Annotated in this window: 27 protein-coding genes; 22 read left to right on the top strand and 5 right to left on the bottom strand. The window is 42.7% G+C overall.

Annotated features, from left to right (window positions below; genetic code table 11):
• Positions 1-2 precede the first annotated feature (2 nt).
• Positions 3-1,319: a cytochrome c3 family protein gene (locus RLN88_RS03875; protein ID WP_350220067.1), complete on the bottom strand. Its 1,317-nt coding sequence runs from the start codon at positions 1,317-1,319 to the stop codon at positions 3-5.
• Between the two features lie 151 nt (positions 1,320-1,470).
• Positions 1,471-2,754 (bottom strand): serine hydrolase domain-containing protein, encoded by a 1,284-nt coding sequence (locus tag RLN88_RS03870; RefSeq protein ID WP_350220066.1) that lies wholly within the window; start codon positions 2,752-2,754, stop codon positions 1,471-1,473.
• A 31-nt stretch (positions 2,755-2,785) separates the two neighbouring features.
• Here RLN88_RS03870 and serA point away from each other — a divergent pair, with 31 nt between their 5' ends.
• The 4 genes from serA (at position 2,786) to RLN88_RS03850 (ending at position 7,329) form a co-directional block, all read left to right on the top strand.
• Positions 2,786-4,678 carry a phosphoglycerate dehydrogenase gene (serA, locus tag RLN88_RS03865; RefSeq protein ID WP_350220065.1) on the top strand — a complete coding sequence of 631 codons (1,893 nt, stop codon included), beginning with the start codon at positions 2,786-2,788 and terminating at the stop codon, positions 4,676-4,678.
• 77 nt (positions 4,679-4,755) lie between these two features.
• Positions 4,756-5,142 carry a monothiol bacilliredoxin BrxC family protein gene (locus tag RLN88_RS03860; protein WP_350220064.1) on the top strand — a complete coding sequence of 129 codons (387 nt, stop codon included), beginning with the start codon at positions 4,756-4,758 and terminating at the stop codon, positions 5,140-5,142.
• Positions 5,143-5,199: 57 nt separating this feature from the next.
• A complete protein-coding gene (locus RLN88_RS03855; protein ID WP_350220063.1) occupies positions 5,200-6,270 on the top strand; it encodes an aminotransferase class V-fold PLP-dependent enzyme in 1,071 nt (356 codons plus the stop codon).
• Between the two features lie 150 nt (positions 6,271-6,420).
• Complete coding sequence (locus tag RLN88_RS03850) at positions 6,421-7,329, top strand: universal stress protein (protein ID WP_350220062.1); 909 nt, start codon at positions 6,421-6,423, stop codon at positions 7,327-7,329.
• Here the strand turns inward: RLN88_RS03850 and RLN88_RS03845 are convergent, their stop codons facing one another.
• The gene (locus tag RLN88_RS03845; RefSeq protein ID WP_350220061.1) at positions 7,330-7,779 is read right to left on the bottom strand and encodes a MarR family winged helix-turn-helix transcriptional regulator; all 450 of its coding nucleotides are present in this window, start codon (positions 7,777-7,779) and stop codon (positions 7,330-7,332) included.
• 132 nt (positions 7,780-7,911) lie between these two features.
• On the opposite strand from RLN88_RS03845, the gene RLN88_RS03840 reads away from it, so the two are divergent.
• The 13 genes from RLN88_RS03840 to lepB all read left to right on the top strand — a co-directional run bounded on the left by RLN88_RS03840 (position 7,912) and on the right by lepB (position 19,459).
• Positions 7,912-8,448 carry an RNA polymerase sigma factor gene (locus tag RLN88_RS03840; RefSeq protein ID WP_350220060.1) on the top strand — a complete coding sequence of 179 codons (537 nt, stop codon included), beginning with the start codon at positions 7,912-7,914 and terminating at the stop codon, positions 8,446-8,448.
• Between the two features lie 35 nt (positions 8,449-8,483).
• Positions 8,484-8,909, top strand: coding sequence for a hypothetical protein (locus tag RLN88_RS03835; protein ID WP_350220059.1), 426 nt, complete (start codon positions 8,484-8,486; stop codon positions 8,907-8,909).
• A gap of 8 nt (positions 8,910-8,917) precedes the next feature.
• Positions 8,918-9,397, top strand: coding sequence for a hypothetical protein (locus RLN88_RS03830; protein ID WP_350220058.1), 480 nt, complete (start codon positions 8,918-8,920; stop codon positions 9,395-9,397).
• Between the two features lie 16 nt (positions 9,398-9,413).
• Positions 9,414-10,517: a TorF family putative porin gene (locus RLN88_RS03825; RefSeq protein ID WP_350220057.1), complete on the top strand. Its 1,104-nt coding sequence runs from the start codon at positions 9,414-9,416 to the stop codon at positions 10,515-10,517.
• A gap of 66 nt (positions 10,518-10,583) precedes the next feature.
• On the top strand, positions 10,584-12,203 hold the full coding sequence (pyrG, locus tag RLN88_RS03820) for a CTP synthase (RefSeq protein WP_350220056.1): 1,620 nt from the start codon (positions 10,584-10,586) through the stop codon (positions 12,201-12,203).
• 10 nt (positions 12,204-12,213) lie between these two features.
• Positions 12,214-14,031: a membrane protein insertase YidC gene (gene yidC / locus RLN88_RS03815; protein ID WP_350220055.1), complete on the top strand. Its 1,818-nt coding sequence runs from the start codon at positions 12,214-12,216 to the stop codon at positions 14,029-14,031.
• Between the two features lie 102 nt (positions 14,032-14,133).
• Positions 14,134-14,385, top strand: coding sequence for a DUF6364 family protein (locus RLN88_RS03810; RefSeq protein WP_350220054.1), 252 nt, complete (start codon positions 14,134-14,136; stop codon positions 14,383-14,385).
• A complete protein-coding gene (locus RLN88_RS03805) occupies positions 14,382-14,816 on the top strand; it encodes a type II toxin-antitoxin system VapC family toxin (RefSeq protein ID WP_350220053.1) in 435 nt (144 codons plus the stop codon). Before RLN88_RS03810 ends, RLN88_RS03805 begins: the two co-directional genes overlap by 4 nt.
• A gap of 157 nt (positions 14,817-14,973) precedes the next feature.
• Entirely contained in the window at positions 14,974-15,750 is a 777-nt protein-coding gene (locus RLN88_RS03800; RefSeq protein WP_350220052.1) for a ParA family protein, read from the top strand.
• 7 nt (positions 15,751-15,757) lie between these two features.
• On the top strand, positions 15,758-16,648 hold the full coding sequence (locus RLN88_RS03795; protein ID WP_350220051.1) for a ParB/RepB/Spo0J family partition protein: 891 nt from the start codon (positions 15,758-15,760) through the stop codon (positions 16,646-16,648).
• Between the two features lie 57 nt (positions 16,649-16,705).
• Entirely contained in the window at positions 16,706-17,287 is a 582-nt protein-coding gene (locus tag RLN88_RS03790; RefSeq protein ID WP_350220050.1) for a DUF5683 domain-containing protein, read from the top strand.
• A 2-nt stretch (positions 17,288-17,289) separates the two neighbouring features.
• Positions 17,290-18,000 (top strand): 4-hydroxy-tetrahydrodipicolinate reductase, encoded by a 711-nt coding sequence (dapB, locus tag RLN88_RS03785; protein WP_350220049.1) that lies wholly within the window; start codon positions 17,290-17,292, stop codon positions 17,998-18,000.
• Between the two features lie 4 nt (positions 18,001-18,004).
• Positions 18,005-19,459, top strand: a complete 1,455-nt coding sequence (lepB, locus tag RLN88_RS03780) for a signal peptidase I (protein ID WP_350220048.1) — start codon at positions 18,005-18,007, stop codon at positions 19,457-19,459.
• Positions 19,460-19,586: 127 nt separating this feature from the next.
• Here lepB and RLN88_RS03775 read toward each other — a convergent pair whose 3' ends face one another.
• Both RLN88_RS03775 and ung read right to left on the bottom strand, forming a co-directional pair.
• Entirely contained in the window at positions 19,587-21,065 is a 1,479-nt protein-coding gene (locus RLN88_RS03775; RefSeq protein ID WP_350220047.1) for a GFO_1087 family putative carboxy terminal peptidase, read from the bottom strand.
• 63 nt (positions 21,066-21,128) lie between these two features.
• Positions 21,129-21,791, bottom strand: a complete 663-nt coding sequence (gene ung / locus RLN88_RS03770; protein WP_350220046.1) for a uracil-DNA glycosylase — start codon at positions 21,789-21,791, stop codon at positions 21,129-21,131.
• Positions 21,792-21,852: 61 nt separating this feature from the next.
• Here ung and apaG point away from each other — a divergent pair, with 61 nt between their 5' ends.
• From apaG to rpsR, 5 genes are all read left to right on the top strand, one after another.
• Positions 21,853-22,239 (top strand): Co2+/Mg2+ efflux facilitator ApaG/CorD, encoded by a 387-nt coding sequence (apaG, locus tag RLN88_RS03765; protein ID WP_350220045.1) that lies wholly within the window; start codon positions 21,853-21,855, stop codon positions 22,237-22,239.
• A 4-nt stretch (positions 22,240-22,243) separates the two neighbouring features.
• A complete protein-coding gene (locus RLN88_RS03760; RefSeq protein WP_350220044.1) occupies positions 22,244-23,014 on the top strand; it encodes a class I SAM-dependent methyltransferase in 771 nt (256 codons plus the stop codon).
• A gap of 43 nt (positions 23,015-23,057) precedes the next feature.
• On the top strand, positions 23,058-23,990 hold the full coding sequence (locus RLN88_RS03755; RefSeq protein WP_350220043.1) for a DUF8428 domain-containing protein: 933 nt from the start codon (positions 23,058-23,060) through the stop codon (positions 23,988-23,990).
• A 200-nt stretch (positions 23,991-24,190) separates the two neighbouring features.
• Positions 24,191-24,556, top strand: coding sequence for a 30S ribosomal protein S6 (gene rpsF, locus RLN88_RS03750; protein ID WP_350220042.1), 366 nt, complete (start codon positions 24,191-24,193; stop codon positions 24,554-24,556).
• The gene (gene rpsR / locus RLN88_RS03745; protein ID WP_350220041.1) at positions 24,553-24,804 is read left to right on the top strand and encodes a 30S ribosomal protein S18; all 252 of its coding nucleotides are present in this window, start codon (positions 24,553-24,555) and stop codon (positions 24,802-24,804) included. Before rpsF ends, rpsR begins: the two co-directional genes overlap by 4 nt.
• Positions 24,805-24,809 lie beyond the last annotated feature (5 nt).

The raw sequence follows: 24,809 nt of genomic DNA, 5'->3' as shown, positions 1-24,809 counted from the left end.
TATTAATAGTGACATTTCGAACACTCCAAACCTCCAATATCTTCCACTTTCATCGGCTCCTTGCTTTGCTCAGAATGAAGCTTTACAAGCTTGTCGTAATATTCGTTTCCTTTCGTATTTACATCAGTTTCTCTGTGACAGTTGATACACCATCCCATGGTCAGATTGGCATATTGATATACCACTTCCATTTCCTGAATAGGACCGTGGCAAGTCTGACATTCAATCTCTGCCACCTTCACGTGCTGTGAGTGATTGAAGTAGGCCAAATCAGGCAGGTTATGAATTCTTACCCATTCTATAGGCTTGGTATCTGTACCGTATGTCTGTGTATCCGGATCGTAATCGATCGCAGCATAGATTTTTGCAATTTCTTTCGAGATGCCATCTTGTCCAGCCACATTCTTGATCTGCGAGTGACAGTTCATACAAATGTTTGGAGATGGAATATTTGCAGACTTGGATTTTCTTACGCCAGTATGACAATATTGACAATCGATTTCGTATTGTCCGGCATGGAGTTGGTGGGAGAATGCAATCGGCTGAGTGGGTTGGTAACCCTGCTGCACACCAATAGTAAATGCCCCGTCGATCAAAGTTTTCAGTACCAGAATGGTGAAAACAAATACCACCAGTCCAACAAATGAATTGCTTTTCAGGAATCCTGCAACATCAAATTGCTGGGATACGATCTCCTGATCTTCTTCTGATAAGTCTTTGGATTCCTTCAAATGCTTTACCAGCGTTCGTGCAGCGATGATCAGGGCAACCACTGCCAAAGCAAGAACTACCACCAATATGATAATTACTGCCATCAGGTATGAAGAGGAAACTGAACTTCCTTCCTCCCCACCAGCAGTACTCACAGCAACTTCAGCTACAGGAGGGCCTTTAGCTGTCTCAGCTTTTACATATGCCAAAATGGCCAACACATCATCATCAGAGAATGACGGGTAGGCTGTCATTACTGTTTGATTGTATTCCTCCCACAGTGCAACCGCTTGCTCATCTCCGGAGGCAATCATTGCCTGTGAGTTTTTAATCCATGGAATTAACCATTCTACAGATCGACGCTCAGTCACCCCATTAAGAGCAGGGCCGATTCGCACTTCCCAAATTTTATGGCAAGTGGAGCAGTTGGTCTTAAAATTGGCTTCTCCAGCAGCAATTATGCTTTCGTCAGTGGGAATTTCCTGGGCTTTTAGGCTCAGTGAGAAGAACACTCCAAGCGCCAGGCTAAGGAATATTCGGGTTAGATTCGGTGTTGTTTTAAACATGTATTCCGATGGCTTGAGATCAAACGCGTACAAAAGTAACATTGGGTTGCTGTTTTTCAAAGGTGGGTTTTACACCTTCCATTGGCTTCCGCAACATAGCTCCGCAACCTAGTGAAATTCAGGATATTAGATTTAGCTAAAATCGTAAAATCGAGCTTATTTAGAATAATTTTAAATAATCAAATACCATTGCTTATTTCGAGTTTGGGACAGGCTCAGTATTTTCCCCTAAAACACCATCCAGATAATCATATAGGAACTGATGAATGGTGGGGCGAACATTGAGATCATAAATGGCTCGATAAGTACGGGACGGATACACCCGATTGGTCAGGAAAATGAAAATGAGATCATTGGCTGGATCAGCCCAGGCTAAGGTTCCGGTGTAGCCCGTATGACCATAGCTCTCGAAGCTGGCACTTTTTGCCACACTACTTCGAATGGAATCATATTCTAATAGAGGCTTGTCAAAGCCCAGTCCTCTCCGATTTTCATTGTTGGGATACTGGGCTGTGGTAAAAAGCCGGATGGTTTGCTGTGAAAGGTATTGAACGCTATCTAACTTTCCGTCATTCAAGAGCATTTGGAAAAGGGCTGCAATATCTTCCGCATTGCTAAAGAGACCGGCATTGGCAGATATTCCTTTCATCATGATGGCCCCCTCGTCATGTACATTTCCATGAATTTTCTCCATGCGGAAAAATGTGTCTATTTCTGTAGGTACGATCTGGTGCAGGGAAAACTTCTCTCGGGGGTTGAACGTGAGGGTGCGGACACCTAGCGGATCGTAAAAATGGGCTGATAGGTAATCCTGATATAATGTATCCGTCAGGTTTTTTATCAGCTCGGGGATCAGATAGAAAAACAGACCGGAATAGCGATAGGTTTTATCTTCGGACAATTCGCTCTTTCGGATCATCTTCTTGATCTTACTATAGAATTCTCCGTGCAAATAAAGACTATCGCCTAAGGGATAATTATATTCTTCATCCAGATTCGTGGAAATGGTCTTACTTCTGAATTTCCCATTTCTTCTTTTCACCTCACTGTGATATGGAATCCAGGGATACAAGCCTCCCTGATGTGCCAGTGCTTCTCTGAAAGTAACACGCCCTACTTTCCTTCCCAGCTTATCGATGTAGTCACCAATCGGGTCATCCAGACTGATGCGTCCATCCTCATACAATTTCATAAGTGCCATCGTGCCCCCCGCCACCTTGGTAATGGAGGCCAGGTCATAAATATCATTCACAGCTACCCTCCGCGTGGAATCATAGGTGTGGTGTCCGAAAGATTTGAGGTAAATCATACTATCTGCCAGGCTCGCATAGATCACACACCCAGGAAATGCTTCTGCTTGAATCGCCTCCGTAACCACACTGTCAATCCTTTGCTTGAGCAATTCATACCCCTGCCCCTGGGCGAAAACGATTGCAAAAAAGAAAAGCATGAATAACGTATGTCGGAGTTTTTGCATGTTCTATTTTTGGGTACTTTCCTAAAAAACCATGGAGCAAACCAAATATTTTATCATCGACTTTGACAGTACATTCACTCAGGTAGAGGCTCTGGATGTACTGGCTGAAATCTCTCTCAAGAATAATGAAAATCAGGCGAACGCCATTCAGGAAATTAAAGACATTACCGATCGGGGGATGGAGGGCGGCATGTCCTTTCGTGAATCACTGAAAAAACGAGTAAATATTCTGGAAGCGCATCAGGATCACCTCCCTGAATTGGTGGATAGACTCAGCTCGCTGGTTTCTCCTTCTTTCAAACGAAATACGGAATTTATCAACAAGTATCGGGAACAGATTTTCATCGTCTCCAATGGCTTCAAAGACTTCATCGTGCCAATCGCCATGCACTTTGGGATCAAAGAAGAGCACGTATTTGCCAATGAATTTAAATATGACGAAACAGGCAAAATTGTAGGATTTGATGAAACCAATATTCTTTCTGAAAACAATGGCAAACCCCGACAAATTGAAAGTTTGAAACTAAAAGGGGAAGTTTTTGTGCTGGGTGATGGATTCACAGATTATGAAATCAAAAAGGCAGGCCTTGCACACAAGTTTTATGCTTTTACGGAGAATGTAAGAAGGGAAAAAATTCTGAGTGAGGCTGACCATGAAGCCCCTTCCCTGGATGAATTCCTTTTTACCCAAAACCTGGAGCGGGCTCACTCGTACCCCAAAAACCGGATCAAAGCCTTACTCCTAGAGAATATTCATGAGGATGCGATAATGAAGCTGAAAAGTGAAGGATACCAAGTGGAGACCCATCCGGCAGGAATGACTGAAGATGAACTGGCAGAAGCGATCAAAGATGTGAGCGTTTTAGGCATCCGATCCAAAACGATAGTAACTGATAAGGTTTTGAAAAATGCGAAAAGGCTTTTGTCCATTGGAGCCTTTTGTATTGGCACCAATCAGATTGACCTGAAATCAGCTCTGCAAAAAGGCGTGGCGGTCTTCAATGCCCCCTTTTCAAATACACGCTCGGTAGTGGAGTTGGCCCTGGCTCAGATTATTATGCTGATGAGAAATTTGCCTGACAAAATGATGCAGATGCATCAGGGCGTCTGGAGCAAGACGGCCAATGGCAGCTTTGAAATTCGTGGAAAGACTCTGGGAATCATCGGGTATGGCAAGATTGGATCTCAACTTTCTGTTGTGGCTGAGTCCGTAGGGATGAATGTGCAATATTACGATCTGGAAGAAAAACTTGCCCTGGGCAATGCCACACCCTGCCCAACGCTCGAGCATCTGCTCCAAACCTCAGATGTGGTGACCCTCCATGTAGACGGACGGCCTGAAAATGAGCATATGATTGGAGCCCGGGAATTTGAACAAATGAAAGACGGTGTGGTCTTCATCAACCTGAGCAGAGGACACATTGTGGATATTGACGCACTGGCCGCCAATGTGACAAATGGAAAAATTCATGGATGTAGTGTGGATGTTTTTCCAGAAGAGCCGCTTAGTAACAAACATCCATTCTCCTCCCCTCTTATGGGGCTCAGAAACACGATTTTAACTCCACATATTGGCGGAAGTACGTTGGAAGCCCAGGAGAATATTGCGGACTTTGTGCCATCTAAAATTATTGACTACATCAATACCGGATCCACCTCAAATAGCGTGAACTTTCCTAATATCTCTCTGCCGGGTTTAAGTCAGGCGCATCGCTTCATTCACATTCACAAAAATGAGCCAGGCGTGCTTGCAAACATCAATAATGTGCTGGCTCAGCACGGGATAAATATTGGGGGCCAATATTTAAAAACTAATGACACCATAGGGTACGTTATTACGGATATAGACAAGAACTACAAGGAAGAGGTAATAAAAGACCTGAAAATGGTCAGAGGTACTATAAGATTCAGAGTTTTATATTAAGTTTAAAGCAAATTAGAGTTAATACCACCCAACCTTTAGAGCTTGTTAAACCGTTTAATGAGCTAAATTTAGAATTGATGAGTTATCCGCTTAATTGGAAATCGCTTAGTACTCGACAGGAATTCGACAAGATCGTGGAGGATTCAAGGGAAAAACCTGCACTTATTTTCAAGCATAGACCTTCATCCTCTGAAAGCACTCAAGCCCTTGATCAGTTGGAGAAGGATTGGACTATCTCTCCTGAAAATCTTGATGTTTATATCATCGATGTGATGAAAGATAAGGATGTAGCTGAAGCTGTGACAGATATGGCTGGTGTGATGAACGAATACCCGCAGGTACTGCTTTTTGCCGATGGTGTGACCATGTACGATGAGTCCAGAGAGATGATCAGTGTGAAAAAAATTAAACTGGCACTCAAAATCATCAACCGAACATTTAAGTGGATGGAAACCCGGGTTTAAGGAACCTTTATTCTGCTTAAGAAATTATATTGCTCTTTAGAATAAAGAGCTTTTTTTATGTCCAATAAAATTTATTTCACGCCTGGGCCGGCCCAGCTTTTTTACACCTTTGAGGAGCATCTGAAAAGGGCTCTTTTTCTGGACATCCCCTCCATCTCCCACCGGAGCAAGGATTTCATTCGAATCGTAGAAGAAACGAATGAGGGAATGAGGGAACTGCTGGACTTGCCAGCAGGATATGACATTTACTACCTGAATTCGGCAAATGAGGCGTGGGATCGTATCATACAAAATCTGGTATCAAAAAGATCTCATCACTTCATAAATGGCGCTTTTAGCAGAAAATTCTACGAGTTTGCACTTCTGCATGGTAAGAGTAGCACGGCGACTGAAGCTGAAGATGGAGGATCTTTTGAGGCTTTTGAAATCCCTAGAGGTGCTGAGCTCATTGGGATCACCAAAAATGAAACGAGTGTTGGTCACAGCTTTTTGGAAAGTGAAATTGAAAAGCTTAGAAAAGAGAACCCGGATAAATTGATCGCCCTTGACGTGGTGAGCGCCTCTCCTTCCCTGGAGGTAAATTTTCAAAATATAGACACAGCCTATTTCTCTGTTCAGAAGGCTTTTGGTCTCCCTGCAGGCCTGGCTGTATGGATAGCAAATGAAAAATGTCATGAGATAGCTGAGGAAAGGTCCATAACGACTTCCCTGGGGTCATACCGGACACTGCCAAACCTGAAAAAATTTGGAGATAAGAGCCAAACTCCTGAAACCCCCAACATGCTTTTTATCTATTTGCTTGGAAAGATCGCCCAAGACATTTTAAGTGCTGGTGTTCAGCGGATGCGAAACGACACGATTTATAAGGCAACCCTACTCAATCAAGCGATAGAAAATCATCCGCACCTTGCTCATTTCGTTTCCTCGAAAGAGCACCGTTCCAAAACCACGATTGTAGCGAGCACTAAAAAAGCTGCAGAATTTATCAATTACTTTCAGCAAAGGGGGTTGATTCTTGGAACAGGCTATGGAAGCCACAAGAAAAACCACCTAAGAATCGCTAACTTCCCTACTCACTCAAAGGAATCAGTGGAAATGCTTTGTGATCTAATGACTAAAATAGAATAATATTTTGTTTGAGCGAAACTTTTTATCGTTCATAGAGTATTAATTCCTTTACATGAATATTTGAAGGAAAAATATTTTGAAAAATGGATTTTCATGATGTTTTGATCAAAGATCAATCTTAATTTTGCAGAAAATAAACACCCAAAAACATTGATCGCTCCGCTTAAAAAAATTATTGTCTGCCTGGATCATACCAAAATGGATCGGGAGTTGATTGAAAATGCCTGCATTATCGGAAAAACTGCAGGAGCTACTCAAATCACTTTTTTGAATGTCATCAAAGATTTCAATCTTCCGGATACGGTTTTGAAAGAGTTTCCCGACCTTATGGATAAAGCGCTAAAAGAGCGCAGAACGGAAATCAAAAAACTGATTGACAAGTATTTCAAGTGCGAGGTACCCACAAAGATTTTGGTAAAGCAGGGCGGTGAGACCAAAGAAATACTCAAGGCGGCCAATGACCTAAAATCTGACCTGATTGTGCTCGGAAGGAAAAAGGTAAGTGATTCGGTATTGAGCACGCGCATCGCACGGAGATCCCCTTGTAACCTCCTCCTGATCCCAGAAGGAAAGAAGCTCAAGTTTGATAAGATTTTCATTCCTGTTGACTTCTCGGATTATTCCTCACTTTCGCTCAAGCGGACTCTCCTACTCACAAAGGATTTGAAATCTAAAATTTATCTGCAAAATGTTTATCAGGTACCCTCAAGCTATCGCTACTCGGGCAAGAGCTATGAGGAATTTGCGGAAGTTATGAAAGGACATGCCAGCAAAGACCTGGATTTCCTAATTAAAAAGACCGTCAAAAAAGATCAGGAGTTAATTCCGGTATGCACATTAGACTCTAATGGAAAAGTCATCGATCTGGTATTAGAAGAAGCATCACGAAAAAAAGTAGATCTGATCGTGATGGGCGCCAAAGGAAGAACTGTAACTTCAGCGTTGTTCATTGGAAGCAAGGCTGAACGAATGATCCGGATCAATGAGAATCTTCCGCTGATGATTATCAGAAAAAAAGGAGCTGTAGCTGGAATCCTGGAGACACTCAAAGACCTTTAATCAGGACCTAAGCTTATCGAGCAAAGTATTCAGGGTGGCTGCTTCCTTTTCGGTCAGCCTATTATGAGATGCCTCCCATTTCGCCATCTGCACGTCCATTTTCTTGAGGAGATCCAACCCTCTCTCCGAAATAAAAACATCCACAGCACGGCGATCTTTTGAGCATTGTACCCTTTTCACCAGGCCCTTCTCTTCCAGCCGGTCCACAATGCGCGAAGCATTAGAGCTTTTGTCCAGCATTCTTTCAATCAGTAGATTTACGGTAGCTGGCTTAGGGTGCTGACCTCTCAATATCCTTAGAATGTTAAATTGGGGGGTGGTCAGTCCGTTTGATTTAAAAAGTGAGGCATGATGCTGGCTCAGCCAGGCATCTGTATAAATGATGTTAATAATCGCTTTTGAAAACTCACTCTTAAATTTTTCCTGTTTTATTTCTTCGGCTATTCCCATATTTCAAATAAATACAAATACATATAATGTAACAACAACTATGAAATAAAGTTGCTGTTACAATAAAAATATATCCAAAATTAAACCTTCATCTATCTTTAACATCTAAGACCCGTACCTACCTGATAAGCATTGGAAGATCTGATCATAGAAAAGATTCGACTGGAAGAAACCCGCAATTACGGGTTCAATCTTTTAGTGCGTGAATATCAGGAGCGAATTTACTGGCATGTGAGAAAGATGGTCATTGACCATGATGATGCGGATGATCTGGTGCAGGAAATATTTGTGAAGGTGTGGAAGAACCTGGGACAGTTTCGGGAGGATTCCAGGCTTTATACCTGGATATACCGGATCGCTACGAATGAATGCCTGAATTTTCTCCGAAAGAAAAAGAAGCGATTCTTTATACCCATTCACGATTTGGAGGGTGAGCTCACGCAAAAACTGACCAGTCAGGTGGAGCCTTCAGGCGATGAAGTGCAGATGAAGCTTCAGAAAGCACTACTAAAATTGCCCGACAAGCAGCGCATGGTCTTCAATATGAAGTACTTTGATGATATGAAATTTTCAGATATAGCAGAAATTACAGGCACAAGTGTGGGTGCATTGAAAGCCAATTATCACCACGCGGTTAAAAAAATTGAAGATTTCATCAATACAGATTAAACCTTTCCAGTAGAATAGACTCTAAGCATTACGAGATGAAGTATAAACTTGACGATATCAATAAAAAAAGTGGCTTTAAGGTGCCTGAGGGATATTTTGAGGATTTGCCGATGAAAATCCAGCAAAGGATTGGCACTGAGAGCACACCCCAAACCATTCGTCTTCCTTCCTGGAGCCTGGCAATGGCAGCCTCCTTTATTATCATCTTAACTGCGGTATTCATTCTAAAAAACACTTCAACACCCACAGCCGAGGAGCTTCTTGCTGAAGTTTCTCAGGAGGAATTAGTGGCCTATTTGGATCTAATCGAATTGGATGAATATGATATTGCAAGTGCTGTGGACGAAAACAGCGAAATATTGAATTTTGAAGAAACTGATGTTTTGGACGGAATTGATATGGATGAAGGAGTAATTGATGATGTCCTTCTTGAGTACGATTTAGCTGACGAATATTTATAAATACAACTATGAAAAGACTTTTTATCCTACTGGCAACCATCTCCTGGCTGGGTCTCAGTGCCCAAAGCCCGGAAGCGATGGAGAAAATAGAGGCTGCTAAGATTGCACTTATCACTGAGCGGCTGGAGCTCACCCCTGAGCAGGCGGAGAAATTCTGGCCGATCTATCGCGAGTTTGGAAAACAACGACAAGACATTCGAAGGGATTTTGATCAGGCGAGAAAGAACTTTGACCCCAACAAGGCTTCCGAGGAAGAGAACAAAAAAATGCTTGAAATGGCCACTCAGGTCAAGGAAAGGCAGCTGAAGTTGGAACAAGAATATGCCGATCGAATCCTGAAAGTAATCACGACGCGCCAGCTCAATAACCTGAGAAAAGCCGAGAATGACTTTAAAGAAATGCTGCTGAAGCGAATACGAGCCCAGCAAATGCAGCGACAAAAACAACAGCAGCGAAATGACGGACGCCTGAGAGATCGACAAAACTAATCACCTACCCTACCTGATGTTTCGTTCGACTGCAATAGCTACATTGTGTCTTTTATCTCTATCCGTTTCCGGGCAGGACACCCTATCCTATGCTGAGCAACTAAAGGCACTTGAAGAAGAAATGGATTCGCTTTCCATTTTCAATCTGATTGATAGTCTTTTCAGCATGGAAAGTCAATCATCGAGCGAGCTGAATATTCGTCTCAGCTACACCACCAATGTCACCAGTGCAGGCCGTGATTACAATATCAGCCAAAGTGGGGTTTCGCCCGGGATATCCTACTATCACAAATCCGGTCTATATGGAGACCTGGCCGGCTTTTGGAACAGTGGAATTGAACCTAGCTATAACCCTACCATACTCTCGCTGGGCTATCTAGGCAATTTCAAGAATAAGAAATGGAGCTACACCCTTGATGGAGAAAAGTGGTTTTACAATCCCAAGGACTCCTCCGATAATCCGCTTTCTTATTCGGTGGGAGGTTCTATGAGCTATGATTTTAAACTCGGATTTGCTTCAGTGGATTATTCATTCCTCTTTGGCAATGAGACCGCTCACCGAATCATCACCAATCTCACGGGAACAATACGCCTGGGAAAATGGTGGGTTTTCAAAAGCATAAGCCTCTACCCATCGGCAAGCATGATGGCGGGGAATGGTGACATCACTCAGCTAAGAATTACTCGTCAACAGGTAAGTGAGGAACGGGCTAATCGAATTGAGCGCCTGACTACATTTGCAAATCTCACTGAACAGCAAAAACAGTATCTGGAGTTTCTGATCAAAAGAGCACACAGAAACGACCGAATTACTTTGCAAACGCGGATTCAACTTTTGAATGATTTGAGAACCTCCTCAGATTTAAGTGAGGCAGATCAAACGGCCCTTCAGCAAATTGTGAATGAAGGATACGATGTGGAAGAATTAGTGGATTCAAATGAATTTGGCATTCTAAACTATACCTTCACAATCCCTTTATCTCTATCCACGAATCGTTTAAATATTTTTTTAAGCTACACCTACAGCATTCCTGTTCAGCTCCCCGGAGAAGAGTTTATAGAAATTGATCCCATTGGCTACTTCGGAGCATCAATTTCTTACCGCATTCCTTTCAAATAATCCGAGACGGATAGGAATAAAAACCTATCTTTGCATCCCGTAACAAGAAACAGGAAAACGCTCTTCATGTCTAAAACGAAATACATCTTTGTTACGGGCGGTGTGACATCATCCCTCGGAAAAGGTATCATCGCAGCTTCTCTGGGTAAACTACTACAGGCCAGGGGCTTATCCGTAACTATTCAAAAATTTGACCCTTACATCAACATTGATCCGGGAACGCTGAACCCATACGAACATGGAGAATGCTATGTGACCAATGATGGCGCAGAAACTGACCTTGACCTGGGACACTACGAGCGGTTCCTAAGCATAGAAACCTCCCAGGCCAACAACGTAACTACCGGTAGAATCTATTACAATGTCATTCAAAAAGAGCGTCAGGGAGAATACCTGGGTAAGACTGTGCAGGTGATCCCACATATTACCGATGAGATTAAAAACAACATATACAAGCTAGGCGAAACCGGAAAGTACGATGTGGTAATCACTGAAATTGGTGGCTGTGTCGGTGATATCGAATCCCTTCCGTTCATTGAGGCAGTACGTCAGGCAAAGTTCGAGTTAGGCCCCACTAATAGCATTTCCATTCATCTCACGCTTATCCCTTACCTAAAGGCCTCAGGAGAGCTAAAAACCAAACCAACCCAGCATTCTGTAAAAGAACTACTTGAGGCAGGTATTCAGCCGGATATTTTGGTGTGCCGATCTGAGTATCACATCACACAGGAAATTCGGAAGAAGCTGGCACTTTTCTGTAATGTGCCAATCAATTCAGTTATTGAGGCATTGGACGCACCCACAATCTATGACGTTCCCATTTTGATGCGAAAGGAAAAACTTGACGAGCGCGTACTTACCAAGTTTAAAATGCCTTACAAAAAGGAACCTAAAATTGAAAAGTGGAAGGAGTTTCTTGGCCGATTAAAGAACCCGACTGCTTCTATAAATATCGGTCTGGTTGGTAAATATGTAGAGCTTCAGGATGCTTATAAATCAATCGCTGAGTCGTTCATCCATGCCGGGGCTGCCAATGAATGCAAAGTAAACCTTCAGTGGATTCATGCCGAAGAACTGGATGGTGACAATGTAGAGAAGGAATTGGGCAATTTAGATGGCATCCTGGTGGCACCAGGATTTGGTGAGCGCGGTATTGAAGGGAAGATCTACGCGGTGCAATATGCTCGTGAAAACAAAGTCCCATTTTTTGGTATCTGTCTTGGTATGCAATGTGCAGTGATTGAGTTTGCTCGAAACGTATTGGGCCAGAAAAAGGCCAACAGTACCGAGATGGCCAAAACCTCCTATCCCGTCATAGACCTGATGGAAAGCCAGAAAAACATCAAGGATATGGGTGGCACCATGAGACTTGGTGCGTATGTTTGCGAGCTTAAAAAAGGAAGCAAGGCCTACGCTGCGTATGGCTCTAAGAAAATCATGGAGCGTCATCGTCATAGATACGAATTCAATAACAAATACCTGGAGGATTTTGAAAATGCTGGTATGACTGCCACTGGTATCAACCCGGATACCAACCTGGTGGAGATCATGGAGATTAAAGATCACCCGTGGTTTGTGGGTACGCAGTATCACCCGGAATTGAAATCTACAGTGACAGACCCACATCCTCTATTTGTAAAATTTGTCAAAGCATCCCTTGACCTGAAGAAAAGTCAGGAGATATAAAATTCAATAAATGGACAGAAATCAATTTATAGGACTTATCCTAATGTTCGCCTTATTGGCCGTTTACTTCACATGGTTTGCCCCTGAACCACCAGCACCTGAAACGCTCACCACCCAAGATGAGCCAATAAAAGAAGTAGTTTCGGAGGCCACTTCCGCAGACACCACCTCCCTTGTTCCGGCTATTTCTGATTCGGCGCAGGCTTCTTTGAATACGCAGAAATACGGAGCATTTGCTTTTGCGTCAGGTGGAAATGAAACATTGAAAACCATTGAAAACAGTGAGTTGATCGTAACACTTTCCAATCAGGGAGGTCGAATCAAAGAAGTAGTTCTAAAAAAACACAAGGACTACCTTGGGAATCCGCTGGTATTGATGGACGGTTCAAAATCCGGCATGGATATGATCGTTGATCATAATGGTAAGAAAATAAATCTATCTGAGCTTTCATTTAAATCTTCCCTAGAGACAGTAAATGATACGACTCAGCTCTCCTATGTCCTCACCAATGGGAACTTTACGATCGTACAGAAATACCTGCTTCCACCCACAGGATTTCAGCTGGCATATAGCATAGAAAGCACTGGTCTTAATTCCGTTCTCAACCCAACCGATATCAACTTCAACTGGAATCAGGCGATTAACCGCGCAGAAAAGCATTTGGATGACGGAAGGATGAATTGTAATGTGCGCTATTATCTGGCCAATGGCGATTACGACGAACTGGCCGAGCGCTCAACAGAGTTTGAAGACGCTACCCTTGGCTCACAAATCAAATGGGCTTCTTTCAAGCAGAAGTTCTTCACCTCTGCCATCATAGCAGATGCATCCTTCAAATCCGGCTATATCAACCAAGCGGTAGATTTCTCAGATACTACCACAGTGAAGAATATGTCCATGCAACTGATTATTCCTTATGCGGATTTCGCAAATGGATTCAGTGCAAGGTATTACTTTGGATCTAACAAGTACAACGTTCTGAAAAAGGTTGCCCCGGAGTTTGAAGAAAATCTGGACATGGGTTGGGGGCCACTTCCGGTGGTCAATAAGTACCTTATCATTCCCATCTTCAACTTTCTGGAAGGATTCCTCTCAAACTATGGAATCATTATTCTGCTGGTGGTCGTATTCATTCGATTGATCCTAGCACCACTTACCTGGAAGTCTCATATGTCCATGGCCAAAATGCGGGCGATGAAGCCGGAACTGGACGAAATCAAAGAAAAGCATGGAGGTGACATGCAAAAAGCCCAGCAAGAGCAGATGAAGCTTTATCAGCAGGTGGGCATAAACCCTGTGAGCGGTTGCATACCAATGTTACTTCAAATGCCTATCCTCTTCTCGCTCTTCTTCTTCTTCCCGAATGCGGTGGAGCTTAGACAGCAATCCTTTCTTTGGGCACATGATTTATCCACCTATGATAGCATCATTAACTTACCATTTACCATTCCTTTTTATGGCAGCCATGTAAGTTTATTCACATTGCTGATGACCCTTTCAACAATTCTGTACACGTGGAGCAACAGCCAGATCACAACAGTACAAGGACCAATGAAGACACTTCAGTACATGATGCCAATCATGTTTTTGTTTGTGCTAAACAGTTACGCATCCGGCCTTACATTCTACTACTTTGTGTCAAACATGGTGACTTTTGGGCAAACGCTGCTTTTTAGAAAAATCATTGATGAAGATAAGATCCATGCGTTGCTTCAGGAGAACAAAAAGAAAAATGCCAACAAGAAGAAGTCTAAATTTCAAACCAGACTGGAAGAGGCCATGAAGGCTAGTCAGGAAGCACAAAAGAACAAGAAAAAGAAAAATTAGATCGTTGATAACCACACTAAAAAACCTTGGTTCTACCTGATTGAGCCGAGGCTTTTAATTTATACGTAAATATTATTTATTTTTGACGTATAATTCAGTGCCATGGATGCAAAAGTAACATTGAGTTTCAATCAGGAGGCAATAGCATCTGCTAAGCGATTCGCCGAAAAGCACAATATAAGCCTTTCCAGACTTACAGAATTTCTCTACAGCCAACTGGAATCCACTACATATCGATCTTTGGAGGAACTACCCGTTGCAGATTGGGTTCATCAGGTAGCAGAAGGTAAGGTAGAATATAGGAAGTCTTCCAAAGCCATCAAAAAGGATTATTACGAAAGCCGCAAAAAGTGAGAGTATTTCTGGATGCAAATGTGCTTGTAGCCACACTCAATAAGGAGTATCCGGTTTTCACCTATTCATCCCGTGTCTTAAGTCTTTCTGCATCCCCACAATATGACCTCTATACATCCAGTTTAGGCTTGGCTATCTGCTACTATTTTTCAGCTAAAAAAAGTGGAGAGAAAGCTGCAAGAAAGAAAATTGGTATTCTCAAAGACAATATCAAGCTTGCAGTCATTAGTGAGAATGCCGTAAACCAGGCATTGAGTAATCCAAAGATCATTGATCTTGAGGATGGCTTCCAATACTATGCAGCCAAGGCAGCCGGATGCACCTGCATTGTGACTGAAGACCTTAGTGATTACTTCTTTGCTGAAATTGAAGTTCTTGATAGTAAATCGTTTCTTGAATGCTATGTTTTTGACAGAAAAAAGAAAAACTAGATTGTTGATAACCACACTAAAAACCTTGGTTCTACGTAAGTGAATCAAGGTTTTTCTTTTTTACACAAGTTATTCACAACATGACTATCTTGAGATCAGGTTGGATATATTTGTGTCCTTTACACTACCAGAAATCACATCAGAAAACAAAATTTATATGGGTAAGATCATTTCTATTGCGAATCAAAAAGGAGGAGTTGGTAAGACAACCACCGCCATCAACCTGGCCGCAAGTTTGGCTGCTCTGGAGTTCAAAACCCTGATTGTGGATGCTGACCCTCAGGCAAATGCAACCTCTGGTGTAGGTATTGATCCGAAAAATGTAGAAGTGAGTATTTATGAGTGCATGGTGGATGGAGCCAGCGCCAAAGAGAGCATCGTAGATACCCCCATCAAATTTCTGGACCTGCTCCCCTCCCACATTGATCTGGTAGGTGCAGAAGTAGAAATGGTAAACATTGAGGAGCGTGAGGAGAAAATGAAGCAGGCACTTGCGGAAATCAGGGATGACTATGATTTCATCATAATCGATTGCTCTCCCTCACTTGGATTAATCACGATCAATGCCTTAACCGCTTCCGATTCTGTGATCGTTCCGGTACAGTGTGAGTATTTCGCGCTTGAAGGTTTGGGTAAGCTTTTGAACACCATTAAGATCATTCAAACCCGGCTAAACCAAAATCTGGATATTGAGGGGATTCTTTTAACGATGTATGATGTGCGCCTGAACCTGGCTAACCAGGTGGTAGAAGAAGTAAAAATGCATTTTGAGTCACTCGTATTTAGTACGATGATTCCAAGAAATATAAAGCTAAGTGAGTCTCCCGGATTCGGCATGCCGGCCATTACCCACGATGCAGACAGCAAAGGTTCAATAAGTTATTTGAACCTGGCTAAGGAGATTTTAGTGAGAAACGAAGTAAAAGCAGCCTGAAGAGCACATGGCAGAGAGTAAATTCAAGAAAAGATCAGGATTGGGAAGAGGGCTGGGTGCCTTACTGGAAGATTCAGGAGAAAAGAAAAAAATCAGCGGATCGGGTGCAACACCCAGTGGAGCTATCAATGAGATAGACATATCCCAAATAGAAACAAATCCATGGCAGCCTCGAACCGACTTTGACGAAGAAGCACTCAATGATCTTGCTGAATCAATCAAAGTTCAGGGCATCATCCAGCCAATTACCGTTCGTGCCCTGAGCGAAAAAGAATTTCAGCTAATCTCTGGTGAGCGAAGACTTCAGGCAAGTAAAAAAGCAGGTCTCAAAACCATTCCGGCTTACATCAGGCTAGCCGATGACCAGCAAATGCTGGAAATGGCGCTAATCGAGAATATTCAGCGTGAAAACCTCAATGCAATTGAGATTGCGCTAAGCTACCAGCGGCTGCTGGCAGAGTGTGACCTGAAGCAGGAAGAGCTGGGCGAAAGAGTTGGAAAAAACAGAAGTACAGTTACCAACTATCTCCGTCTCCTCAAGCTTCCACCTGATATTCAGATAGCACTAAGGGATGGTAAACTTAGCATGGGGCATGCCCGAGCGCTTATTTCCATTGATGATGTATCCCGGCAATTGGATATCTTTAGCCAGATCGTGAAGCAAGATCTCTCCGTAAGGAAAGTGGAAGAACTGGTTCGGTCTAACGGGAAAAAAGAAACCAAGACAGAAAAGCCTGCGGACGTTGATCCGGAAATCAAAAAACTTCAAAGCAAGCTGGCCAATCATTTTGGATCCAAAATCGCAATAAAGGCAGACGGCAAAAACAAGGGTGAAATCAAAATCCCATTTACTTCCACAGAAGATTTGAACCGAATCCTTGAGATTTTGGATATTTAAAGGTCTGACTCTCTGCTTTATTGAAGTTTAGGCGCGAACTTTGCGAAGCAATCGCAAATGATGAAAAGAGTCTTCATATCCATCCTTTCCAGCCTTTTAGTTTTGGGTGTTCTGGCACAAGACAAGCCCGTTTTACTGGATGATTCCACTTTCGTGAAAGCGGAGGAAGATGCAGAGCTTTTTGAAGAAGTGAGCAACCTTGACCCGCAGCGAGCTGCCTTGCTATCAGCTGTCCTGCCTGGCCTGGGTCAGGCTTACAATAAGCAATACTGGAAAGTCCCCATCGTGCTGGCAGGCATGTTGACTTTTGGGCATTTCATTGACTACAACAATAAAGTCTATCATGCACTCCGAAATGCCTCCCTCCTCACCATTAAGGGAGAGCCCAACCCCTACCAAAACATTATCTCCAGTGAAGCTTCGCTGGTTCGAGGAAGGGACGTATTTAGAAGAAACCGGGATTTACTAATCATCGTAGGCTCAGCATTTTACATCCTGCAAATTGTAGATGCACATGTATCTGCCCATTTGGAGGAGTTTAAGCTCAATGACAAACTTGCTTTCGGGATAGAGCCCTCTATTCAGTCAACTCCATTATTTTCGCAGGCCGTAGGAGTTTCCTTCGTGTTGAAGTTTTAATAATGAATATCGCGCTAATTGGTTATGGTAAGATGGGAAAGGCTATTGAAAAAGTAGCTTTAGCGGCCGGCCATGCAATTGCGTCTACGATTGGAAAAGATGATGGGCTGCATGGTTTAAAAAACCAGCAGGTAGATTTAGCTATTGAATTCACGCAACCCGATTCCGCGTTTGAAAATATTTCCTATTGCATAGAAAACGGAATTCCTGTGATCTCAGGTACCACAGGCTGGCTGGATAGATTAGATGACATCAGGGAGTTGTGTCAATCTAAAAATGGCACTTTTCTTTACGCTTCTAATTTCAGCATTGGCGTGAATTTATTCTTCGAACTTAATAAGTGGCTGGCGGGCAAAATGGCTCAACTGGATTTTACTCCATCCATCGAAGAAGTCCATCATACAGAGAAAAAGGATAGTCCCAGCGGAACAGCTATCACACTGGCAGAAGGTATATTGGCTACAAAAACTGAGCTGAATGGCTGGATAAATGCCAAATCTGCCGATCATAAAAAACTAGGAATAGTTTCCAGGCGTGAGCCCAACGTGCCGGGCACCCATACCGTAAGCTATTCGTCCCCTTTAGAATCCATAGAAATAAAGCATACCGCACATGATCGCAGTGTGTTTGCCCAGGGTGTGGTGAAAGTTGGTGAATGGATTCATACAAAAAAGGGAATGTTTACCATGTCGGACTTTATAAACGATAATTGATCATATGTACTTTAATGATTTCAACCCTGCTTTTGTCATTACCTTCCTCATTCTCTGGTATGTACTTCAGGGAACAGCCTATTACAAATTCTTTGAGAAGGCTGGAAAAGAAGGCTGGAAGGGCTTTATTCCATTTCTCAACTATTACGTGCATCTCGAAATTATCGGAAGACCAAAATGGTGGGTATTGCTGCTTTTTGTGCCAGTCATTAATTTTTTCGTAGGTCTCACCATGCACCTGGATTTGATGAAATCCTACGGCAAGTACACCTATCTGGATCAAGTTTTGGGTGTAATCTTCGCTCCCATATACATGAACTACATAGCCTGGATAGACACTACCTATCTTGGCAAGGCTACCGAAATGCCAAAGCCTAAAAAGTCTTTCGGTAAAGAATGGTTTGAGGCAATCACCTTTGCGGTCTTTTGCGCCACTTTCGTCAGGTGGATTTTTATGGAAGCGTACGTGATCCCCACAGGATCAATGGAACGCTCCTTACTTGTTGGAGACTTCCTTTTCGTAAGCAAGGCAGAATATGGCCCTAGAACCCCTCAAACCCCAATTCAAATTCCGCTGACTCATCAAACGATCTGGGGGACTCAAATACCCTCCTACATTCCAGGAGTATCCCTTCCAAGCTTGAGGCTGCCATCCTTTGGTAAAGTAGAGCGAAATGATGTGGTTGTTTTCAATTATCCGGTAAATGATCACTATAATCAACGTAGGGATGGTGAGTATCACCCAATGGATTTAAAGACGCACTACATCAAAAGATGTGTGGCCATTGCGGGTGAAACCTTGGAAATCAAAGCAACTCAGGTGTATATAAATGGAGATAAACAGGAAAACCCTCCACTCATGCAGCACGAGTATTTTGTTCGTTCTACAGAGTCCATTCGTGAGCGCACCTTTGAAAAGTTTGATATCAATCCATATAATAGCGTGACCAGATATCCCGAAGGTTACTCTGTTTTAATGCCCTCTTCGGTGGCAGAAGAATTTGCAAAGCAGCCCTTTATTGAAGGTGTCACATTGCAATTGATCCCTGAGGATCGCGCTGAACAAAATATATTTCCTAATGCACTTTACTTCCCCTGGAACAGGGATTTCTTTGGGCCGCTTACTGTTCCGGCAAGGGGCATGACGATCGAGGTGAATGAAGAGAGCCTCGCTATGTATGGCTCCACCATTACCAATTATGAAGGAAATGAGTCGGTAGAGATTGATATTGACAAATTGAAAGTCAATGGTGAGGAGCTTACTGAATACACATTCAAAAAAGACTATTATTTCATGATGGGTGACAACCGTCATGCTTCTGATGATTCCCGCTACTGGGGCTTTGTGCCGGAGGATAATATCGTGGGTGAAGCCTCCTTCATCTGGATGTCATACGACACCAATGCCAGCTTCTTTAACAAGATACGATGGAGCCGCTTACTTAATGGCATTGAGTAAGCAGGAAATAGAGTTTGCATAAAAGAAGCGTATAGGACCAATTCTCGTTGATAAACAAAAAACAATAAAGGCATCCAAAATGGATGCCTTTATTTGTTATCAATCTTTTGGAGATACGCTAGTAACCTCACTGAAAATCATCCAAATAGGTCCTTACCATTGGAGGGACTTTTTTGTCGTCAATGTGGATAGTGCGTAAATACTCCTTTTTAAGGGCATCAGGTATGGCCCTCATCCCATTGTCTGGTTTACGACTAATCCTGGCATTGCCGGTAATGATTCCGATGGCTTCTGCAAGTAAAGGCTCTGACAAGTCCCCCAGTGGCTTGAATTCTCCCAGATAATCAATTTCATCTACTTCAATATTTGGGTCAAAGCCATCAATATAATCAGTAAAACCATCCGAGTTTGCCAATTGACTGATGATCGGCTGCATCGCATATTTGTGGTTTGGATTTAAGCTGGCGCCCTTCTCCACATAGCCCTCATCGGGAGAATCGTAAAGCGTAATTGACCCTACATTTTTCCCAACAGAGGTTGTCCCAACTAATGTAACGTCCATATACGGCAACAATCCAGCTATTACAAACTCAGAAGCCGATGCGCTACTCCCTGTGATAAGAATAAAAACTCGATCAAGGGTTAGCCGATTCATGGGAATAGATGAAGATTGATTCCCTTCAGAATCAAAGACAGGGACTGATGTCAAGAACGAAAGGTCAGTATTTGCTTCAGATAACTTGCTATTATATACTATTGACCCAAGAATATCACTTGAAGAAGCTTCACCATAGATCATCGATGCTAATATTCTGGATGTTGTCAATGACCCTCCCCCATTGTATCTAAGGTCAAGAATTAGATCGGTTATCCCATCTGTTTTGAACTGCCCAAACGCATCATTCATTTGAGCATGATAGGTGTTGTTATTTATAAATTGATTGTACATAAGGTAGCCAACCTTCACCCCTCCTTCAACCTCCAGTGTTTCTGATATAAAAATTGGATTCTCGGATAACTCTACTGCGATAAGGGATACACTCTCACCCGTTGGCGTAATTGTCTCATTCTGAACCTCTGATAGATTCAGTGTATAGCTATCACTTTGTAGAACTGACTGATAGTTGTTTATAGTAAGCTTGCTTCCATTCACTTTTGTAAACAAGTCCCCTCTTTGCAGTCCTGCAGACTCAGCAGGTCCTCCAGGAACAATGTATTTCACATAGCCTAAAAGGTCATCACTTCCGCTGGAAAGCCTCAATAGTCCAAGTTCATATCCAAACGATTTTGACACACCCTGAAAAGAAGCTTCCAGTTCCTCATAGTCATCCACAATCCAGGAAAACCTGTCATCTTCATACATCAAGTCATCAAATAAATTTTCAGGATCTGAATAGGTATTCAAAAAAGTGTGAAGGGCATTATAGGTGGGATACTTGTCTATTGATAAATCTTCAATCTCATCTACCCAATAGTAATAGCCGTTCATTCCAAACCAAACAAACTCATTTACCTCATTTTGCAGGGGTACGCTAATCCCGTCATCCTTTTTACAACCGATTGCAATCCCGGCAATCAGCACCAGAAGCATTAATTTAATTTTCAAATTCTTCATCGTTTTCACTCATCAAAAACAGTTTTAACAACTGCTTCCCTTAATAACGTAAAATTACCATTTAATAGGTGTAAGACCCTTGGACTCCAGATAATGGTTGGTTTTGGAAAAGTGTTTATTTCCAAAAAAACCCGAATGGGCCGAAAAAGGTGAAGGGTGTGGAGATTGGAGAATCAGGTGCTTCCTATGGTCAAGAAATGCGCCTTTTTTCTGTGCGTAAGCCCCCCACAGCAGAAAGACAATATGCTCCTTTTCATCGGAGACTATCTTAAGTACTGAATCAGTAAATGTCTCCCAGCCTCTATTCTGATGAGAGCCAGCCTTCCCGGCCTCAACCGTGAGCGTAGCGTTTACCAATAATACCCCTTGGTCAGCCCATCGCTCCAGATTTCCAGATTGAGGGATTGGAATCCCCAGATCATCCTGTATTTCTTTGAAAATATTCTGCAACGATGGAGGATGCCTCACCCCATCTACTACTGAAAAGCACAAACCATTTGCCTGCCCATGCCCATGGTAAGGGTCCTGGCCTACAATCACCACTTTTATGTCGTCAAAAGCACAATGATCAAAGGCGCTGAAGATCAATGAACCTGGTGGATAAATCCTTTTTGTAGCATATTCATTTTTTACAAATGATATCAGCTCTTGAAAATATTCCTTCTCAAATTCCCCGCCGAGCCGCTCCCTCCAACTATCAGCTATTTTAACACTCATACAAATCTTATTGGCTTGTTGGTAAATTAAATTGAAATTCTATTAAATTGTCCGCCAAGACATGATTACTGGAGTAACCAAAGGCATCAAAGTTTCAGTGGAAACAAACTATCAGCCGGAGCATTCGCAACCAGCAAATGATCACTTTGTGTTCACCTACAGGATCACCATTGAGAATAATTCAAACAATACTGTGCAGCTAAAAGCCCGGCACTGGGACATCATTGACGCGGCATTTCCCAAGCATGAGGTAGATGGTGAAGGAGTCGTGGGCAAACAACCGGTGCTGGAGCCGGGCGAGATACACCAGTATGTCTCAGGGTGCAATCTCCGCTCCGGTATCGGGAAGATGAAGGGACATTACATCATGGAGCGAATTGTTGATGGCAGGCTATTCAATGTAGAAATTCCGGAATTCTACATGATCGTACCATTTAAACTAAACTGACTTCTTGCATTTCTTTTGGTTCAGACTCAGGAGCTACCTCAGTTACCGGCTATGGGCTAAAGGATCACACAGCCTCCACTCTCCTTTCCTTTTTGATCTTTACAACAAGGCAATAAGACCATCCAGGAATTTCAGGCTTGAAAATGTAGAAAAACTAAGAGATGAGCTGAAAAAGGATCATCAGATCATCGACCTGTATGACCTAAAGACTAAAGAAAATTATAGGCGAACGATAGGTTCGATCGCAAAAACGTCGCTGAGTACCCGCCGATTTTCCGCATTTCTGCATTTGCTTATTTGCGAGCAGGGATATGAAAAAATCCTGGAGACCGGAACATCACTTGGTATCAACTCACTTTATTTGGCAGGGCCGGACAATGTAAGAAAAGTAGCCACTTTGGAAGCCTCATCCGTTATCGCTTCGATTGCAAAAAAACAATTCAACAAACTACTCCAGCACAAGATTGAAATCAAAGTAGGTACTTTGCAGGATGAATTAGAGTCACTTCTTGTCAAAGAACAACCAGACCTATGCTTTATTGATGCTGATCATCGGTCGGAAGCGGTTCTCAAATGTGTGAACCTGATCATGACCCATTGCCCAAACATCGAGTGCATAGTCATTCATGATATCTATTGGTCAGCCGATATGCTCGCTGGATGGGATACAGTAGTTTCAGATGCCCGATTTCCATTAACTATCGACATCTTTGAGGCCGGGATTATTTTTCCACAGAAGAAGATGGAAAAGCAGCATTTCACGTTACGTTTTTAAAGAGAAGTCATTTTTCTACTTTTGCCAACACAATTCAACAAGGATGGAAGAAAACAAATCAGCAGCAGAGCAACCGGATTACATCAAGCCAAAAAAGAATCGAGCCCCGATTTTTATTGTTACCATATTCCTACTCCTGGTGGCTGTAGTCTTTTTCTATTATCAGAATCAGCAGCTAGAGGGCGAAAAGCAAAGACAATTTCAGGAGATTCTGGCAACTCAGGCGAAGCTAGATTCTATCAGCGATGAGCTCGATATTCGGATTCAAACGATAAGAGAGCTGGGCGGTGATATTGATACGCTAGAGGCCATCAAAGCACAGCTGGAAGCAGATAAGAAACAACTCCTGGTAGATGCACAATACCAGCGGGGCAGGATCGCAAAACTCAATAACAGAGTAGATGGATATAAAGAATTGCTCTTACTCAAGGATGAGGAAATCAAGCAACTTCAGATACTCAATGAGCAACTGAGTGAGGAGAATACCACACTAAAAGTAGAGAAGAACCAGCTCAACCAGACGGTGAAGCAGCTCGAAGAAAACAAGAAAGAGCTGGCCAGCAAGGTAGCCTATGCCTCACGCCTACAACTTGAGGGGATGAAAATCATTGCCATCAATGATAAAGGAAAAGAGCGAGAGGATGGCGAGTACAGAAACCGGCACATTGAGCAATTGAAAATTCAGTTCACCGTGGTGGAAAATGAAATCGCACCAATTGAAGGGAAAGAACTGCTCCTACGTGTGATCGCCCCCGATGGAAATGTGCTTTTTGATGTTACCAGAGGCTCAGGATCCTTCACCTTCGAAAATCGCGAAATGTTCTACACCGCAAAGCAGGAGATTCTCTATGACCGAAACAGTCAGCTCGTGTCCTTCCTATATACCAAGGGAAGCGAGTATGCCATTGGTCAGCATAAGGTAGAAGTTTACACGGATGATTACCTCATGGGCAAGGGATCGTTTATGGTGAAATAGGCTAGCAAGCTTGATCTAAATTCGACAGTCACCCTCAATTTATTTCAGGGTTTGCTAGATGCCGAAACAAGTTCAGCATTACCAATCCTTTTTAGGACGTGAGCATTTATATACTTTCCAGAAATGGATTGCCTTTTCTAGATAATTTCTTAATTTTGCACCTCATTTTAAAACAATAGTTCTTAAAACTTTTTACAATTATGAAGAATTACGAGACGGTATTCATTTTGACTCCCGTTTTGTCTGAAGCTCAGATGAAGGATACTGTCGGAAAATTCAAGCAAGTTCTCAAAGATGGTGGCGCAGAAATGGTCAACGAAGAGAACTGGGGGTTGCGCAAGCTTGCCTACCCCATTCAGCATAAAACCACAGGGTTTTACCAGCTGTTTGAATTCCGAGCAGAGCCTACTTTAATTTCTAAGCTAGAGACAGAATACAGGAGAGACGAGGCAGTGATGAGATTTCTTACCACTACCCTGGACAAGCACGCAGTTGTTTACAACGAGCGTAGAAAGAAAGGCGAATTCAATAAGAAGAAAGAAACTAAGAAGGAGGCAGCCCAATGACACTACAGAACGAACCCATAAACAGAGAGCAGAAGAAGGATAAGTACTGCCGATTCAAGAAGAACGGTATCAAGTACATCGATTACAAAGATCCTGACTTCTTGCTAAAGTTTGTAAACGAGCAGGGTAAGATCCTTCCTCGAAGACTGACAGGCACGAGCCTGAAATATCAAAGAAAAGTAGCTCAGGCAATCAAAAGGTCCAGACACCTTGCCTTGATGCCATATGTTGGAGATTCCCTTAAATAAGTACT

This window comes from Ekhidna sp. (assembly GCF_040223195.1).
In the GTDB taxonomy this organism is placed as follows: domain Bacteria; phylum Bacteroidota; class Bacteroidia; order Cytophagales; family Cyclobacteriaceae; genus Ekhidna.
The sequence above is the reverse complement of the archived record's forward strand: the minus strand, read 5'-3'. Positions and strand labels throughout refer to the sequence as shown.

Excerpts from the sequence above, each read along its gene's own strand:
- RLN88_RS03855 (WP_350220063.1), top strand. The coding sequence starts at position 5,200 with ATGTCCAATAAAATTTATTTCACGCCTGGGCCGGCCCAGCTTTTTTAC.
- ung (WP_350220046.1), bottom strand. The coding sequence starts at position 21,791 with ATGAGTGTTAAAATAGCTGATAGTTGGAGGGAGCGGCTCGGCGGGGAA.
- RLN88_RS03810 (WP_350220054.1), top strand. The coding sequence starts at position 14,134 with ATGGATGCAAAAGTAACATTGAGTTTCAATCAGGAGGCAATAGCATCT.
- rpsR (WP_350220041.1), top strand. The coding sequence starts at position 24,553 with ATGACACTACAGAACGAACCCATAAACAGAGAGCAGAAGAAGGATAAG.
- serA (WP_350220065.1), top strand. The coding sequence starts at position 2,786 with ATGGAGCAAACCAAATATTTTATCATCGACTTTGACAGTACATTCACT.
- RLN88_RS03825 (WP_350220057.1), top strand. The coding sequence starts at position 9,414 with ATGTTTCGTTCGACTGCAATAGCTACATTGTGTCTTTTATCTCTATCC.
- rpsF (WP_350220042.1), top strand. The coding sequence starts at position 24,191 with ATGAAGAATTACGAGACGGTATTCATTTTGACTCCCGTTTTGTCTGAA.
- RLN88_RS03755 (WP_350220043.1), top strand. The coding sequence starts at position 23,058 with ATGGAAGAAAACAAATCAGCAGCAGAGCAACCGGATTACATCAAGCCA.
- dapB (WP_350220049.1), top strand. The coding sequence starts at position 17,290 with ATGAATATCGCGCTAATTGGTTATGGTAAGATGGGAAAGGCTATTGAA.
- RLN88_RS03835 (WP_350220059.1), top strand. The coding sequence starts at position 8,484 with ATGAAGTATAAACTTGACGATATCAATAAAAAAAGTGGCTTTAAGGTG.
- RLN88_RS03790 (WP_350220050.1), top strand. The coding sequence starts at position 16,706 with ATGATGAAAAGAGTCTTCATATCCATCCTTTCCAGCCTTTTAGTTTTG.
- yidC (WP_350220055.1), top strand. The coding sequence starts at position 12,214 with ATGGACAGAAATCAATTTATAGGACTTATCCTAATGTTCGCCTTATTG.
- apaG (WP_350220045.1), top strand. The coding sequence starts at position 21,853 with ATGATTACTGGAGTAACCAAAGGCATCAAAGTTTCAGTGGAAACAAAC.
- RLN88_RS03870 (WP_350220066.1), bottom strand. The coding sequence starts at position 2,754 with ATGCAAAAACTCCGACATACGTTATTCATGCTTTTCTTTTTTGCAATC.
- RLN88_RS03830 (WP_350220058.1), top strand. The coding sequence starts at position 8,918 with ATGAAAAGACTTTTTATCCTACTGGCAACCATCTCCTGGCTGGGTCTC.
- lepB (WP_350220048.1), top strand. The coding sequence starts at position 18,005 with ATGTACTTTAATGATTTCAACCCTGCTTTTGTCATTACCTTCCTCATT.
- RLN88_RS03845 (WP_350220061.1), bottom strand. The coding sequence starts at position 7,779 with ATGGGAATAGCCGAAGAAATAAAACAGGAAAAATTTAAGAGTGAGTTT.
- RLN88_RS03875 (WP_350220067.1), bottom strand. The coding sequence starts at position 1,319 with ATGTTACTTTTGTACGCGTTTGATCTCAAGCCATCGGAATACATGTTT.
- RLN88_RS03795 (WP_350220051.1), top strand. The coding sequence starts at position 15,758 with ATGGCAGAGAGTAAATTCAAGAAAAGATCAGGATTGGGAAGAGGGCTG.
- pyrG (WP_350220056.1), top strand. The coding sequence starts at position 10,584 with ATGTCTAAAACGAAATACATCTTTGTTACGGGCGGTGTGACATCATCC.
- RLN88_RS03860 (WP_350220064.1), top strand. The coding sequence starts at position 4,756 with ATGAGTTATCCGCTTAATTGGAAATCGCTTAGTACTCGACAGGAATTC.
- RLN88_RS03800 (WP_350220052.1), top strand. The coding sequence starts at position 14,974 with ATGGGTAAGATCATTTCTATTGCGAATCAAAAAGGAGGAGTTGGTAAG.